Source organism: Bacillus sp. M5A3_1b (genome assembly GCF_053345335.1).
In genome coordinates this window covers 174,145-192,600 of the sequence record NZ_JBKEZY010000002.1, presented here as the reverse complement: position 1 = coordinate 192,600, position 18,456 = coordinate 174,145, and the positions used below count along the sequence as shown (strand labels likewise).

Annotated in this window: 6 protein-coding genes; 2 read left to right on the top strand and 4 right to left on the bottom strand. The window is 37.1% G+C overall.

Annotated elements, in window-relative coordinates:
* Nucleotides 1-54 precede the first annotated feature (54 nt).
* Complete coding sequence (locus ACLBWW_RS07120; protein WP_447613966.1) at nt 55-15,087, bottom strand: DUF7507 domain-containing protein; 15,033 nt, start codon at nt 15,085-15,087, stop codon at nt 55-57.
* A 122-nt stretch (nt 15,088-15,209) separates the two neighbouring features.
* Between ACLBWW_RS07120 and ACLBWW_RS07115 the strand changes: the two genes are divergently transcribed.
* Nucleotides 15,210-16,070, top strand: a complete 861-nt coding sequence (locus tag ACLBWW_RS07115) for a GNAT family N-acetyltransferase (RefSeq protein ID WP_048543458.1) — start codon at nt 15,210-15,212, stop codon at nt 16,068-16,070.
* Between the two features lie 34 nt (nt 16,071-16,104).
* On the opposite strand, the gene ACLBWW_RS07110 is transcribed toward ACLBWW_RS07115, so the two are convergent.
* Entirely contained in the window at nt 16,105-16,665 is a 561-nt protein-coding gene (locus ACLBWW_RS07110) for a cysteine hydrolase family protein (RefSeq protein WP_098078617.1), read from the bottom strand.
* 182 nt (nt 16,666-16,847) lie between these two features.
* Here ACLBWW_RS07110 and ACLBWW_RS07105 point away from each other — a divergent pair, with 182 nt between their 5' ends.
* Nucleotides 16,848-17,108 carry a DUF6123 family protein gene (locus ACLBWW_RS07105; protein ID WP_001195212.1) on the top strand — a complete coding sequence of 87 codons (261 nt, stop codon included), beginning with the start codon at nt 16,848-16,850 and terminating at the stop codon, nt 17,106-17,108.
* A 2-nt stretch (nt 17,109-17,110) separates the two neighbouring features.
* Here ACLBWW_RS07105 and ACLBWW_RS07100 read toward each other — a convergent pair whose 3' ends face one another.
* Nucleotides 17,111-18,016 carry a DMT family transporter gene (locus tag ACLBWW_RS07100; RefSeq protein ID WP_048543452.1) on the bottom strand — a complete coding sequence of 302 codons (906 nt, stop codon included), beginning with the start codon at nt 18,014-18,016 and terminating at the stop codon, nt 17,111-17,113.
* Nucleotides 18,017-18,029: 13 nt separating this feature from the next.
* Entirely contained in the window at nt 18,030-18,416 is a 387-nt protein-coding gene (locus ACLBWW_RS07095; RefSeq protein ID WP_048543450.1) for a reverse transcriptase-like protein, read from the bottom strand.
* Nucleotides 18,417-18,456: the final 40 nt, after the last annotated feature.

Below are 18,456 nucleotides of genomic sequence, written 5' to 3'. Positions count from 1 at the left end.
TGAAAAAAGCTTGTAGTTTGGATACTATCCAAACTACAAGCTTTTTCTTTTTTATTATTTCCACCAAATCCAAGTCCAAAAGTAATTTCGTATATTTCGAGGAGTAATGCGTATAAAACGTTCCCCGTCAAAGAAGCAGTTTAAATTTGGAAGTGTTTCATTTGGATTTTCTGAAATAAAGGTGACGATATTTTCGTTGCTTGTAACGGTTACTGTAATTGGTGGGTCGGTAGGTGAAACTTGAAGTTGTAATGAAATATTGGCCGTATTTTTAAATTCATTAGTAACAGGTGGACTTATCACTTGTACTGTGAATAACACGATAATTGTTTCGTCTGGTTCCAAATTATTAGCGACTAGGAAACCGATATTCGGATTCGCTATTGGAGAGCGTTCGCCGTTAATAAAGACAGTGCCGTTCATAAATTGTAAACCTGCTGGAATGGTATCTTGCAAAGAAACATTTGAAAGTGAAATATCAGAAGTATTCGTAATACGTACCGTATAATCAAAATATTGTTTTAAATAAGCCGAGCTGACGGAAGTGTTTTTTACTACTGTCGCAGTTATAAATTGAACTGGTATACGAACGATATTTGAATTAACAATGAAAGTAATAATTGGGTCTTGTGGTGTCAACTGGAATGCGGCTGTAACTGTTGCGGAATTAATAATTGTACTGTTTGAAGGAATAGAAGTGACGAGGACTTTAAATGTTATCGTTGCTACTCCATCTGCTGGTAGGGCGCCGATATTAATACCAGTGTCTGGACGAACATTTGGTACCGAAGTACCGTTAATGGTTACGCTGTTTTCTATAAATGTTGTACCAGTTGGAATGGTATCTAAAATAGAAGTACTTATCGTAGGAATCGGGGAATGGTTCAATACCTCTAATGTGAATGTAATAACATCTCCTATAACGGCGATAGATGTGTCGGCTGTTTTGTTAATTCGAACCATTGGGTCTATTATAGTTGTTGTAACGGTATTTGTTTGCTTTGTAATTGTAATAGGCGGTTCATTCGGATCAATGGTAACAGTATAGGAAACAGAAGCATTGTTATTGATTGTAGATTGAAGAGTGGAAGGAGATATTGTTACTTGGAAAGTAATGATAGTAGATTCATTAGGAGAAAGGTTTCCTAATGTAATACCATTTTCAGGATTTGCATTAGGCTGATTGATTCCGTTAATCGTAACGCTGCCCGTAACGAAGGTTGTATCTACTGGTGCGGTGTCTATTGCAAGAAGGTCTTCAATCGTAACATTACCGCTATTTGTAATCGTAATTGTATACGTTAAAGTTTGACCAGGTAAGACATTCGTTACATCAACAGACTTAATAGCAAAGACATTATCATTTTGGACAATCGTTGTGACGGTATTTGTTGTAGTTGTATTCGTAACAGGTATGTTATTTGGGTTGACTATATAGTTAAAGGTAGTAATTGCGTTGTTGTTGAGTTCATTTGGTGTTGGGATAGAAGTCACAGAAACTTGGAATGAAGCGATAGCATTTCCGCCTACAATTATAGTACCAATTGGTATACCACTTACTGGATTAACTCCCGGAAGAGTTTCTCCGTTTACCATGACGCTATTTTCTATAAACGTAGTACCTTGAGGAATCATATCTTGAATGACTACATCATTTGCTGCAACATTACCAGTTTGATTGAGTGTAATTGTATAAGTTAACGTGTCACCGACTGTTGCAAATGCAAGGTCAACAGCTTTATTACTATTTAAATTTGCATGATTAATTGCTGTTACGGCAGCTGATGAAAGAATAGTTTCGGTAATAGGCGGCTGGTTTGGTATGGTGTATTGGTATTCAATTGTACTCGTGTTAGAGATTGGATTTGTTTGCGGAATTGAAGTAACCCGTACTTGGAATAGAATGGTTGCTGTCGTATTAGGTGGAATGTTATCAAGTTGTATCCCGTTAAGTGGATTGTCATTTGGACGAGCGGTGCCATTCACAATAACACTATTCTCTATAAAGCTCGTATTTGCTGGGATAATATCTGTAACGATAATGTTTTCTACTTGTATATTCCCATTGTTTGTGATGGAAATGGTGTAAGGGATAATCGTTTGTAGGTCAGCATATTGAATAGGTGTTGTTTTTATAGCGAGCACATTAGCAGAAATAACTTCAGTGAAGGTAATATTACTAGTCGATATTTGTTCTTCGCCACTAATTGTATAACGAGAAGTTGATTGGTTTTGGATACGACTGCTTGCTGGAAGAGATACCACAGTAACGGAAAACGTGACAGGGATAGAATCATTAGGAGCAATCGTTCCTACAAGTATACCAGTACTTGGATTCGCGTTAAGCTGAGGAATATTATTTACTAAAACGCTACCATCTATAAAGGTTGTTCCAACAGGAATATTGTCTGTAAATACAACAGCAGTAGCATCTGCATTTCCTATATTCGTTAAAGTTGTAGTATAAGTTAAAATGTCACCAATCGTAACAGAATTCAAATCAACAGTTTTCAGTGAAACGATATCAGCGTCATTAATTTGGACGAAAGTAGTATTGGAAGTAGTCGATTTTTGAATAGGTGCAAAGTCAGGGTTGAAAATAAAATCGTAGACGATGTTTGCAGTATTAGGTGTTGGGTTTACAGCAGGTAAATTCGTAACGGAAACTTGGAACGTTATTGTAGTCACTTGATCTGACGTAATATTAGGGATGGAAAAGCCGATATTTGGATCTGCTGCAGGAAGTGCAGTGTTGTTAACTGTTACACTTCCCGGAATAAATACTGTTCCATCCTCTATAGTATCTGTAAAAAAGGTGGAGTTAGTTGTAGTAGATCCGTTATTTTGAATGAGTACTGTATATTCAATGGTTTCATCAATATTAGCTAATACTGTATTTGCGGATTTTGTAGCGATAAGAATCACATCAATAAATTGTATATTTGTAGTATTGGAAGATGTCGTTTCTGAAATTGGTGGCAAGCTTGGGTCTGGCTGATACTCATAGTGGATGACGGCGATATTATTAATGTTATTTTGAGAAGGTGCAGAGACTACATTTACTTGGAATGTAACGATAATTGTATTGTTTGGAAGGATAATATCAAGGGTGATTCCGGTAATTGGATTTTCGTTAGGTCTCGGTATGCCATCTACAAGAATGCTATTTGGAACGAATGTGGTGCCAGCAGCAATTGCGTCAATTAGGAGAGTATTTGTAATAGGTACTGTACCAGCGTTTGTAACTGCGACTGTATATGTGATGATTTGACCTATGCGTGTAATAGATCTGTTAGCGGATTTAATTGCACTCACATTTGCCGTCCGCACTTCAGTATTTACTGCATTTGATAATGATCTACGCTGAATAATCGGAGAACTAGGGTCAATTTGGTATTCATACGAAGTGTCTGAAATGTTAATGACTGTGTTGCCCTCTGGTATATTTGTAAGTTGTACTTGGAATGAAATAGTGACTGTTTCATTTAGTTGTATCGTGCCGAGGGTTACTCCATTTTCAGGGTTCACACCAGGCTGAATCACATTATTTATTGATAAGCTATCTTCAATGAATATAGTACCTTCTGGAATGTTGTCAATGAACAACGTATTGTTAGCTGGAACAGTTCCTATATTTTGTAGTGTATTTGTGTAGGTAATATTTTGCCCGATGGATACGAAAGTAACATCCGCCTGTTTAACAGAAATAATATTTGCATTTTGAAGTGATGTTGTAACAATATTAGAATTTGCAGAGCGATTCACTGGTGGAGCTGTAGGAATACTTACATATTGGTAATTTACAGATGATTGATTTACAATTTCGGTTTCAGTAGGTGGATTATTTGTTTGTACTTGAAATAGTATCGTTTTGGAACTATTTGGTGGAATCGTTCCAATTGGTATTCCGTTTTCAGGATTTGCATCAGGCTGAAGTACACCGTTAATTGTGACACTGTCTGGAACGAATGTAGTCCCAGCTGGAATAGCATCTGTAAAAGTAATATTTATTGCGTCAACATTTCCGGTATTTTTCACTTCAGAAATATAAAGTATAGTTCCGCCAATATCTACAGTGATTGGATTGGACGTTTTTGTAACTGTCAATTGTGCTTGCACGAAATTTGTAATGACAATATTACTTGTAGATGTTTCAGTAATAGGCGGTTGCCCTGGGTCTGGTTGAATTGTATATGTTGTATTAGATTGATTTGTAATCGATTGTTGCGAGAATGAATCGTTAATAAGAATTTGGAACGAAATAAGGTGAGTAGCGTTTGCTACTAGGTTAGGCAAAGTAACACCTGCATTTGGATTTGCACCAAGTATAGCTGTTCCGTTAAGTGTAAAACTATTTTCTACGAATGTAGTCCCTTCTGGAAGCGTATCTGAAAATATGAGATTAGTAGCTGGAATATTTCCGGTATTTTCTAGCGTTATCGTATAGGTCAAAATGTCACCGGTTGTTGCTTGTTGTGCATTGACAGCTTTTAAAGAAAGAACATTCGCATCCGAAATTTGTGTGAAAGCTGGATTAGACGTAATTGTTCGAGAGATGATAGGAGCAGCTGGATCGGCGATAAAAGTATAGTCAATACGGGCTATATTAGAAATTGGATTCACGCTTGGAATGGATTGAACGATAACTTGGAATGTGACGGTGACGATTTCTGAAGGTGCAATGGCGTTTAAGGAGATTCCTACGTTTGGATCAGCACCTGGGGCTGAAACGCCATTTATGGTTACGCTATTCGGAATAAATGCAGTTCCTTCTGGGACCAAATCTGTTAAAGTAACTGTATTTGCAGTTGTATTTCCGTTATTTTGAACGACTACCGTGTAAGTGATTGTACCGTCAGTAGATTGTACGAGAGAATCTGTATTTTTAATTACAGATAGCGATGCATCAACGACAGCTGTATTTACCGTATTAGATGAAGATGTTGCTGTAACTGGAGGTTGACTTGGGTCGACAATATAAGTGTAACTTGTAAGTGCTTGATTTATAATCGCTCCTTGCGGTGGAATAGAACTTGCAAGAAATTGGAACGTAATAGTAGCAGAATCACCTGGTGCGATAATACCAACTGGAATACCGAGAGTTGGACTTGCATCTGGAAGTGAAATCCCGTTAAGCGTGACACTATTTGGAACAAATAATGCCCCTTCAGGAACTCCATTAATGAGTAATACAGAATTTGCAGGGAAGTTTCCAGTATTCGTTAATGTTGCTGTATACGTAATTATATCTAAGGTAGATACAATTGTACGATTTGCTTCTAAAACAGTTGTAACAGTCGCGTTATTAATTTGTGTGGAAGCACTATTAGAAGTTATTGTGCCTGTAACAGGAGGAGAGGCCGGATCAACTATAAATTCGTATTGAATAGCTGCAACGTTTGTAATTGGGTTCGAAGGTGGAGTAGATGTAACTATGACTTGGAACGTAACGGCTGAGGAACTACCAGCATTCACGGTTCCGATATTAACCCCGTTATTTGGATTTGCCCCTGGAATGATACTTCCATTTACAGAAAAACTATTTTCAACAAAGGTCGTTCCAGCTGGAATAAGATCTGAGAAATTTAGATTCGTAGCGTTTGTATTGCCGCTGTTTTGAATAAGGACCGTATAAGTGATCGTGTCTCCGATATTTGCAAAGGCTGTATTAGCAGTTTTTACAGCTGAAAGTATCGCTGAATTAATAGAAGTAACGAAGACGTTCGTTTCCACATTGCCAGGCTGGGCCTGTAATGCATTTCCTACGTTATATTGGAAGTTCACAAATCCTAAGTTTTGGAGTTCAGGTGTGAACGTTGTTGGGTTGCTTGTGATTTGAACTTGGAACATGATTGTTACAGTTTGATTTGGAATGATTGTATTTATGCCAATACCGTCAATGATAGAAGCAGATGCTAATGGTGTGCCATCAACAATAACTGATCCTGCAACAAATTGTGTCCACGATGGAATCGGGTCTGAGAAAATAACGTTATTAGCAGGAATATTTCCTGTATTCGTAATCGTAGTTGTATACGTAATTGTATCACCAATCGTTGCAAAAGCTTTATCTCCGATTTTAGTAGTAGTTAAAATAGCACTTTCAATTGTTGTTGTAACACTATTTGAAGTAATGTTTTTTGAAACAGGAGGATTAGCTGGATTGACAATGTGTTGGAAACTAACACTAGCTTGATTGGTAATTGGATTTATAGGCGGAATTTCATCGGCACTAATATGAAATGTTACAATGACAGATTCGTTTGGCCCAATATCACCAATTGGAACGCCTGTAATTAGGTCTGCATTTGGGATGGTAGTTCCGTTAAGTGTAAAACTATTCGGTTCAAAGGAAGTTCCGTCTGGAATTAGGTCGGTAAAAATAACATTCGTCGCACTAACATTTCCGCTATTTGTAATCGTAACTGAGTAGACAATATCTTGCCCAATATCTACTGCTTCCACATTTGAATTTTTTTGTGCAGTAAGGATAGCGCTATTAACTTGTGTTGTCGTTGTATTAGATTGATTAGAAGTTGAAATGAACGGCTGATCTGGATCAACAATATAACGGTAAGTGGTAAGAGCCGAATTAGAAATAGGATTGTTGATTGGGAGGGTTGAAACGATGGCTTGGAATGTGACGATTGATGTGTTTCCACCATTAATGGAACCGATATTTACACCAGTAGATAAATCAGCGTTTGGAATGGTTTGCCCATTAACTGTGAAACTGTTTGGAACGAAACTTAAATTGCTATCAAGTATATCGATAACGGTAACATCAGTTGCAGCCACATTCCCGGAATTAGGAAGGGTAAGTGTAAATGTTATTGTATTACCAACATCCGCAAAAGTAAGATTTGCTGTTTTTGTACTAATAATAGTTGCATTGTTTATTTGAAGAAGCGTCGTGTTAGAATTAGCTGTACTTGAAACGGGAGGATTAACAGGATCAACAGTAAACTCATACGTCGTTGATGATGTATTTGGTGCAGGATTAATAGGTGGGATGCTGTTAACTGTAACTTGAAATACGATACTATATATTTCATTTGGTGGAAGTGTTGCAAGTAATACACCGGTATTTGGATTCGCGTCAGGTTGTAAAACACCATCAACAGTTAATGTGTTAGGAACAAATGTGAGTCCGCTCGGTAATACATCTGTGAATACAATGTTGGCTGCATCTGTATTTCCTATATTCGAAATAGAAGTAGTGTAAAAAGCGGTTTGCCCGACGTCTATAAAGGATACACTTTCGTTTTTCGTCATGGATAATATAGCTTCGTTAATTTGAGTTGAAACAGGATTGCTAATTGAAGTTTCTGCATCAGGCGGTGAGACTAATTGATACGATGTTGATGAGAAATTTACAACTGGGTTTTCGGTTGGTAATGACGTTACAGTAACTTGGAACGAAACTGTTACTGTAGTCCCAGCTGTTATAGTCCCAATATTTACACCGTTCGATGGGTCCGCACCGCTTTGGGGAATACCATTAATAGAAAAAGAGTTTGTAATAAATGTAGTTCCGCTTGGCATTGTATCAGTGAATATAACATTTTGTGCGGTGGAATTTCCGTTGTTTGATAGAGTGACGGTATAGGTGAGTGTGTCTCCAATACGACTAAAGGGTTTATCGACTTGTTTTAATGAAAGAATGGTAGCTGTGTTAATTGTAGTGAACACTGTGTTTGAAGTAACATTCCTTGAAACAATAGGGGCATTAGGATCAGCGATAAATGTATAAGAAGCACTAGCGGAATTGGCAATAGGATTTTGAACTGGAGTAGAAGTAGCTGTAACTTGAAATGCTATTGCTATTGAGTTGTTAGGAGCGATTGCACCAATCGTTATACCTGTATTAGGATTAAGACCAATTTGCGTGATACCATCTATTGTAACGCTATCAATAATAAACGTTGTACCATCTGGTATAAGGTCAGTGAACGTAATATTAGTTGCGTTTGTATTACCACTATTCGTTAAAATTGTCGTATAGGTAATGGTATCACCTAGCGTTACAAGTGTTTGATCGACCGATTTTACCATTGTTATCATAGCATCTAGTACAGGGTTTGTAACGATATTCGTTGAAGTAGAAGTAGTAGCAGGAGCTGCGCTTGGATCAACAGTATAAGAGTATAAAATCGTATCATTACCCATAATCGAACTTGAAGGTGGCACTGAAATAACATTTACTTGGAAAGTAACAGTTACTGTTTCACCAGGAGCGATATTTGGTATAATTACCCCAAGTGCTGGCTGTGCACCAATTTGCTGAAGACCATTGATTGTGACCGAATTTGGTATAAATGTAGTGTTAGCTGGAATAGCGCTTGTGAATGTTATATTCGTTGCTGGTGTATTACCGGTATTTGTAATCGTAGTTGTATACGTAATTGTATCTCCGACAGACACTATAGATTTATCAGCACTTTTTGTTGTAGTTAATATTGCACTATTTATTGTTGTAGTAGCGGTATTAGATGAAGTGGTTTGTGTTATAGCTGGTTGACTTGGATCGACAATGTGCTGAAATTGTATAGAACTAGAATTAGAGATGGGATTTATACTTGGAATGTTTGTTACAAGTACGTTTATCGTAATAGTAGCCGTGCTACCGGGATTTATATTTCCAATCTGAATCCCGTTCCCGGGATTTCCAATTTGCTGAGCACCAGAATCATTTACAAGAGTACCAGATATAAATGTCGTTCCATCAGGCAAAATATCCGTGAAAAGTATATTTTGTGAAGTGACATTTCCAGGGTTGCTTAATGAAATTGTATAGGAAAGTGTATCCCCGATCTTTGCAAAAGTTTTATCTACAGATTTAATTGCCAAAATTTCTCCGGAATTTATTTGTGTTGAAACCGGATTAGATGTTGTACTTCGTGAAACGAGTGGTAAATTAGGCCCTGTCATAAATTGATAATTAATAGAAGCTCCGTTTACAACGGGTGAGTTTGGTCCCCCAGGTCCGATTGGAAAAATAGGATTTGGGATGCTAACTACTTGCACACGAAAGGTGACATTTATAAAATCTCCTGCAATAATATCCCCAATTGGTATCCCGTTCGCCGGATTTACTCCAGGTAATAAAACCCCACCTACTCGAACGCTATCTTCTATAAATACTGTATTATTTGGAATCGGATCTGTAAAAGTGATATTAGTAGCAGTTGTGTTTCCTATATTATCCAATAAAACTGTATAAGTTAAAAATGAATTTCCGGGTGCGATGTCAGAAAATATACGATCGACACTTTTTGTTGCTTGAATAATTGCTTCGTTAATTTGCACTAAAGTTGGATTACTTGTAGCTGTTTCTGTCACTGGCGGCTGGGTAGGATCCACAATGATAGAATATGTCGTACTGGATTGATTCAACGTAGGATTTGTAGCTGGTATTGAGCCAACGATAGCTTGGAAGCTAATTGTTGTTGTTCCTCCAACTGGAATGGGGTCTAAAGAAATCCCGCTATCTGGTCTAAATCCAAGTTGTGGGATGGTATTAATTTGTAAGCTATCAGGAACGAATGAAAGTTCAGGTGGTAATATATCGATAAAAACAGGTGTGTTTGCGGTAGTATTTCCGCTATTAGTGAGAGTAGTTGTATACGTAATTGTATCTCCGACAGCAGCAAATGCACTGCTTGCAGTTTTTGTTGCGATTACGGAGGCTGTATTTACTTGTGTAAAAGTTTTATTGGATTGAACGGTCCGTGAAACAGGCGGTTCATTTATATCAACAATAAAGCTATATTGAAGCGATGATTTGTTAGGAATTGGATTAGGATTTGGGATTGTTTTAATGTTTACTTGAAAGCTGAGTATAACTGATGCATTTGAATTTATGTTCCCGATATTGATACCGTTTTGTGGATTTGTATTAGGAATAGTTATTCCATTTACTGTAAAACTATTTGGGATAAACGTCGTACCATCTGGAATTAAATCTGTAAAAATAACATTGTTTGCGGTAGTGTTCCCGGAATTAATAATGGTAGAAGTGAAAGTGAGTGTATCTCCAATAGTAGCGAATGTTGAATTGACAGTTTTATTTATAGATAGAGTAGCATCAATAATTGGAGTAACCGTCGTATTCGTAATTGTACTACCAACAGCAGGTGATTGGTTTGGATTCACGTTATATTCATAATTTACAAGAGCATTATTTGTTAATGTGCCACTAGGTGGTATCGCTAAAATTTGTGCTTGAAAAGTAATGAATATAGTATCACCTGGAGGAATATCTGCTAAGTGAATACCAAGTGATGGATCTAATCCTGGCTGTGGAACATTATTAATAGTTACAGAATTCTCGATAAATGAAGCCCCTGCGCCAAGTCCATCCGTTAAAACAGTTGCACTAGCGGGAATATTTCCTGTGTTCGTAACTGCAATCGTATAGGTAACGATATCTCCAATTGCAGCAGTCGGTGTGTTCACTGATTTCGTAGCGATGATTGTAGCGTTATTAATTTGAGTTGTTATTACGTTACTTAACGCATTGGAGGATGTTGGAGGTAAGTTAGGATTTACGAAATATTGGTACGTTGTGTTACTTTGGTTCGGGATAGGGTTCGGATTCGGAATGGAATTTACTTGCACTTGGAACGAGATGGTCGTATTTGCATTAGGATTTATCGGATCAATTGCTATGCCATTTGCTGGATTTGCATTAGAGAGCGTAGTACCATTTACTGTTACGCTATTTGGAATAAAAGATGTCCCGCTTGGAATGGTATCTGTAAATACTATACTTGATGCAAGTGTGTTCCCATTATTTGTTAAAGTAGTCGTATACGTAATAATATCATTTACGTTCGCAAACTGTTTATCAGCAGATTTTGCAGAGGTAATCGTAGCGTTATTAATAGCTGTTTGTACAGTGTTAGAAGCAACCATCTGCATGATGGCTGGTTTGGATGGATCGTACGTGTATTGGAATGTAGTGCCTGATTGATTCGTAATTGGATTTACAGCAGGAATAGTTGGTACAAAAACTTGGAATGAAACGGTACGTGATGAATTTGCCACAATCGTACCGATCAAAATGCCGTTAGCAGGATTTGCATTTGCTATAGGGACACCGTTAATCGTTACAGTATTAGGAAGAAAGATGGTACCATCTGGAATGATATCTGTAAACGTTACATTAGTGGCAGGGATATTGCCGTTATTCGTTAAAATTGTTGCATAAGTTATGACATCGCCAACATCAGCGAAATTTGTACTTGTTAGTTTCGTAGCAACAAGATTTGCGGTGTTAATTTGTGTCGTTACGATATTGCTAGTGGCATTTCTAACAACAGCAGGGAAATTTGGATCTGCGATAAAGCTATATTGTAGTGCAGCACTATTTTGAACTGGATTTGGTGAAGGTAAACTATTTGCACTAATTTGAAAAACAATGGTTGTAATTCCACCTGTGGGAATTGTTCCAACTTGAAGACCAACACTTGGATCAGCACCTAGCTGTAAAGCGCCGCCTATAAAAATACTATTTGGTACAAGAGTCGTACCAGGAGGGAGTATGTCGGTAACAACTACATTATTCGCTGGAGTATTCCCAAGGTTCGCTAAGGCAATTGTATATGTGATTGGTTGCCCAACATCAGCAATAGTTAAATCTACCTGTTTGACAATAACTACATTTGCTAAATTAATTTGTGTGCTTACAGTGTTACTTAAAGAGGTTTCTATAGTTGGTGGATCGCCTGGATTTAGAATAAAGCTATACTGTGTACTAGATGAATTTGTTGTTGGATTTTGTGTAGGTAAAGCAGTGACGGTTACTTGATAAGAAACAGTAATTTCACCGTTAGCAGGAATGGAAGGTAACGGAACACCGGCGTTTGGATCAGCGTTATTTTGGAGTACACTATTAATAAGGAAAGTGTTTGGAATAAAGGTAGTACCGTCTGGATTCGTATCAACGAAAGTAGGGCTATCAGCAGTAACACTTCCTGCATTCGTTAAAAGAATAGTATAAGTTAATACATCCCCAACAGTAGCAAATGCCCGATCCACTGTTTTTGCTGAAATGACATTTGCATCGTTTACTTGAGTAAATGTAGTGGTTGAAGTAGTGTTCTTACTTACAGGTGAAGCGTTTGGATCCACGATAAAGTTATAGGAAATAGAAGCGCTATTTGAAATAGGATTTGGATTTGGGATGCTAGTTATTAATACTTGGAATGAAGCTGTAATTGTAGTATTTGCATTGATGCTACCAATATTGATGCTAGCTGGTGTAACACCTGGCTGAGCAACATTGTTAATTGTAACACTGTTTGGTACAAAGGCAGTACCATTCGCAATTGAATCGGATAGTACTACATTGTTCGCCGCAACATTTCCATCGTTTGTAAGAGCAAAGGTATAAGTTAATACATCTCCAACTTCCGCAAATGTTTTATCTACAGACTTCGTAGCTTGAAGGTTTGCTAGTCTAATTGTTGATGTAACAGAATTAGAATTTGCTGTTTTTGAAGTTGGTGGCAGACTTGGATTAACAGTATATAGATAAGAAGCGAAAGCATTATTAATGATAGGATTTTGGGCGGTAATATTAATAATTGTTACTTGGAAAGAAAGAGTAAAAGTAGCTCCGCCAGGAATTGTTCCGATAGGTAAAGCGACGAGAGAATTTACATTTTGCAAAACTCCATTTAGTGTTACAGTACCAGGAGTCAATATCGTTCCATTTGGAAGTGGATCTGTTAGTTGCACGTTAGTTGCGGCTGTATTTCCACTGTTTGTAATGAGGATTGTATAACTTATCGTTTCGCCAATTGTAGCAAATTGTTTGTTTGTTGATTTTGTTAATGTTAAATTCGCGTTGTTAATTTGAGTGGAAACAAGATTAGAAGAGATATTTTTTGTAACGGGTGATTGGCTAGGATTGACGGTATATTGATAAGAAGCGCTTGATCCATTAGAAACGACACTTGACGCGGGTATTGTGTTTACTACTACTTGAAACGAAACATTTTTTGTTGTGCCAGTTGGGATGGATCCTACATTTACACCGTTAGCAGGATTTGCTCCAACTTGTGTCGTTCCATCTATTGTTAAACTGTTGAGAACAAAAGTTGTTCCAGTAGGAATGATATCTGTAAAAATAACGTTATTCGCATTCGTATTACCTGTACCTGTAAAGGAAACGGTGTAAGTTAATGTATCACCAATATCTGCAAAATTTTTATCTACTGCTTTCGTCATTGTTACAGTAGCATTATTCACTTGAGTGGAGACAATATTTGTCGTATCAGTCCCGCTTACTGCTGGCTGATTTGGTACAGGAATGTATTGATATGTTGTTGTGCCACTATTTAATATTGGATTTGTTTGGGGAATAGAAGGAACGAATACTTGAAATAAAACAGTAGTCGTAGAATTAGCAGCAATAGTTCCAATGGATATACCATTAGCGGGATTCGCTCCAGCTTGAATAACTCCGTTAACAGTTACACTTCCCGGAATGAAAGTAGTCCCGCTAGGAAACGGATCCGTATATATGACGTTAGTTGCAGCGATATTTCCTACATTAGCTAAGGCAATACTGTAAGTTAACGTTTCGCCAATATCGGTAAATATTTTGTTAACTGATTTTGTGCCATTAATATCTGCGAGGTTAATTTGTGTTCCTGCAGAGTTGCTTGTTGCAAGACCATTAAAAGTTGTTCCTCCGGCGATCGGTGTATATTGAAATGTAATATTAGCAGTGTTAGAGATAGGGTTTTGGCTTGGAAGAGAAACGACAGTAGCTTGAAAAGTTACTGTACGAGAAGCGTTATTATTAATGGTTCCAAGAGATATACCAGCAGCCGGATTTGCGTTTGTTTGCGGGACATTATCTATCGTTACAGTCCCAGGTATAAAGGAAGTACCGTTAGGGAGAATGTCTGTAAAAATAACGTTATTGGCAGGAAGAAGTCCAGTGTTAGGGATAGTAACTGTATAAGTGAGAACGTCTCCAATTGCAGCGACGCTTTTATTCACGCTTTTCGTTGCTTGTATATTAGGAGAATTTATGTTGATTTGTAAACCGACTGTATTCAACATATACGCGTCTCCGTTAGTTGTTAAACGGATTGCGGCGGACACTTGAGAATTTGTTAAATAAGGAGAAATATCAATAGAAGTAATGTCCCAGCCCTGTCTCCCAGCAGAGATGTTTGTGCTTGTAGAAGCACTTTGATTTCGTGTTCCAAATGTCCCAGTTGTATCTAAATTACCGGCAGCATTATTAACTTGAGAACCGAAGAAATTATTTACAGCATTATTTGGCCCGGATAATGCATTTAATGAACTGAAATTTGGTCCAAATAATGCTTGATCCCCAGTTAAATCAGCATCCCCTTCAGTAGAACTTATAAATAATCTCCCGCTTACAGGTCCTCCGGCAGGTGTTAAAAACCCTGAGACAGATACATCTGCACTACCAGTTTCTACAGAAACGCGGTTACCAGCTACGTAAATTGTTAAATTTCTTGCGGGTAAGGAACCGTTTTGATAAGCGACAATGAGCGTCCATCCAGAAGAATTGATAGCTCCGTTAGAAGCATCCAAAGGATCAACAAGTCCAGGGACAGAGCCGGTTGTATAAGAGCCAGATCCTCCAGCTTGAACGAGGGATGTTACATCTGCGGAACGTGTATAAAATCCAAATGTGACAGATCCAGAAACGAATGTTTGATTAGAAGCTGTAACGGTTGAAGGGGTAATTGAGTATGTTGACACAGGTGTTGTAAAAGAAACGGGGTTTCCTAATACACTCGTAATGTTTTGATCACGAGATAAGTAGTTGCCACCCCAAACAAGTTCTGCGTAAAGAATAGTACTACCAGCAGGGATATTTAAAAGAGCGGTAGAACTATTTTGTGTATAGTTTAATGTTGTACCAGCAGGAAAACTCGTTACTTGTAAAGCAGTATTCGTAGTTACGAATGCACCAATTGCCCCGATTGTACCAGCACGGTTTTGATTACTAATTTTACTTAAGCCTAAAGTATTACCTGTAATTGCGAGTGCGCCGTTAGTGGTGGTAGAAAATCGATTCGTAATGGGCATGTTGTCACCTCATTTATAATATAGTCTTGGTCAAAATAGGATATGTGTGTGACAAATAAAGTGAAACATGTACAAGTTGATTTAATAATAATGATTTAAATGTCTAGATAAGGGGATGAAGTATGCTTGAATTGGAAATTAAGGTGGAGCGTCTTAGGGAAGAACAAATAGGCGATATTGTAGCATTATCTTCTTATATTGGGTGGGATTATAATAAAGAAGAAATTGAGACTATTTTTGATTCAGGTATTATATACGGTGTGTGGAATAAGAGAAAGGAACTTATTGCTAGCGCGGCAATTATATTATATGGGGAGAAATTAGCGTCTATCGGAATGGTCATTGTACATCCGAAATATGAGGGGAATGGGATTGGAAAGGCGATAACGAATTCATGCATTAAGAGCGTATCGGCTCAAACTCCAATTATGCTTATTGCTACGGATGAAGGAAAGCCGTTATATGAAAAACTAGGATTTAGGGCAGTAAGCTATGTTTCTAAATACATATGTAACTCGTACAATGTGAATGATTATTGTGTAGGAAATGAAGATTATATGATGAATTATGAAGAGTGTGATTTAGAAAAAATAATAAAATTAGATGAAAATGCGTTTGGAACAAATAGAAAAGCATTTTTAACGAAAAGAATTATACAAAGTGAACAGTGCATCGTTGTAAAGGACAACAACCAAAATGTATTAGGTTACGGTTTAAGTATACAAACACCAGAAAATAAAATAATAGGTCCAGTCGTTGCGAAAAATGATGCGATGGCAATGAGAATTGTGCATGATTTAGCAAGAGAGCATCATGGTAAATTAAGAATTGATGTATCAGAAGGAAAGAAAGGTTTCATGAAAGAATTAGAGATTACTGGTTTTCAAAAGGTTAATACACCGCCAATTATGATGAGAAATAGTGATCAATTTTTGAAAAGAAATGGGGAACTATACAGTATTGCAGCGCAAATTTTTGGATAAAAAAGAATCCTTCTAAATGAAGGATTCTTTTTTATTAATCACGATATTGGTCGTGAGTTGGTTGGAAGAGGTCTTCCTCGATATCTCTCACCATAGAAAAATGATCCACATTATAATGACCATGGAGAATTTTATTATGGTGAGAGATAATTTGTTCTGCAGTCAATACGTCAGAATCAGTTGTGGAATGACCGTTTTTAATTAATGTAACATCAAATCCTTGTACAGTAGCTGTTCTAACTGCGGTGTCGATGCAATGTTCTGTTTTACATCCACCGATAACGATATGATTAATTTTTTCTTCTTTTAAAAGTTCAAGTAGAGAAGTGCCATAGAATGCGTTTGTTGCTGCTTTATTAATAAGGATTGCAGACTGAGGTACTTGAATTTCATTATGTACTTCAAATCCTTCTCCGCTACCAGAAGCAACATCGATATCTCTTACGAAAACAATAAGGGAATTTGCATGTATTGCTTTTTGTACGGCTGTATTTAGTGTAGATAATAACTCTTTTTTGCGAAAAACTTCTTTTTCTTGTTCATTCCCATCCATTAATTCTTGCTGCGCATCGATAATTAATAGTGCCTGTTTCATCGTGTCTCCCCTTTAATATGAAATAAGTTCCACTATACATATTCATTCATATTGCAAGGAAATCCTCTATTGTCTATGCAGTAGACGATAGATTTACAAAGTTGTCAAAGAAATTTCATTCTCATAGCGTGTAAAAACATGTATGATAAGAAGTGGAGAATTTTTGAGTAGGTGGGAATATCATGCAAACAGTAGAAGATTATCTTTCATTCTTACATACGAAAGGATTTAAACTATCAGAGGAAGCACAAGGGTTTATTATGTTTGGACAAGGATATACTGGTGCATCTGATGGAATTGTGAACGCAGCAATAGAAGCGACAATTAAACATCAATTACAGTTTGATGGGAGTTATTTTGTTGCGTTATTAGAACGTTTGAAAGAAGAAGAAATTACCGATAAAAAAAGCGCTAAGGCTTTTATGCGGAAGTTACAAGCGTAACTTCACGCAGCCTGCGCTTCTTTTTTTGTTTTGGAAGGTAATTCAACAAAAACCATGCCTAGGAAAATACATAGGCATCCGATAATAGCAGAAATAGAAAGTTGTTCGTTTGCAACGAGAACGCCTGTTAATGCAGCAAAAACAGGCTCCATTGCGAAAATAATTGCTACTCTCGTTGGAGACGTATGTTTTTGTGCTGATGTTTGAATAAAAAAAGCAATGGATGTCGCAAATAGGGAAGTTAGAAATAGAGCGAATAAAAAGGAAGAATTCGTCCATAGTGCTACTGAAAATAATTTTTCCCAATCTTCAAACAAAAAGGCGCAAATAGAAGAAAACATACCGACAGCTAATACTTGCGACGTGCTTAATAATAAAGGTGATATTTTCTTAGAGAAGAAGCCGTTAACAAGAATATGGGCAGCGAAAGCAACTGCACAACCGAGAACGAGTATATCTCCAATATTTAATTGAAAAGAATCACCAGCAGTTAATAAGTATAAACCTGCTGTTGCTACAGCAATGCCCATTACGATAAAAATGGTAGCTTTTTGTTTTAAAAAGATAAAAGACAAAATGGGTACCATAACGATACTAAGACCTGTTAAGAAACCAGCTTTTGAAGAAGTTGTATAAAGTAAGCCGAATGTTTGTAATACATAGCCAACGCATAAAAAAAATCCAACGATTAATCCAGCGAGACTACTCTGTTTTATATCTTGTTTTGAAGATTTTTTTGAGAAAATCATTTGAACGAATAATAAAATAATTCCAGCGAATAAAAAGCGAATACCATTAAAAGTAAATGGACCAACGAAAGACATAGCATTTTGAACGACAACAAATGTAGCTCCCCAAATAAAAGAGACAAATAATAAAGCAAGAGGAGCAACCCAATCTTTTTTCACACTCATACCCCCGTTAATTTTGTAAGATAGCTTTTCTAGCTAATTCATCAGCAACTTTATTTTGACTACTTGGAATCCACTTAATAAAAAAGAGATCGAAACTTTTTATGTACTGTAATGCTTCTTCTAATAGTGGTGCAAACATTTTATTTTTTGCGTATTCTTTTTCGACAGCTCGCTCGACAAGTTGCGAATCTGTACGAAAAGAGACAATGTTATAATTATGCTCCGTGCAATATTTTAATGCTACAAGTAAAGCGTGGTATTCTGCTTCATGATTGGACATTGTCCCAAGGGGCAATGATAATTGTACAGCTGGTTGCACCCCTTTAATAAACACTCCAGCACCAGAAGGACCAGGATTTCCTTTTGATGCACCATCAATATATACTTCAATCAAAGTGAGAAACCTCCAAATTATAAGATGATCCCCTACTTAT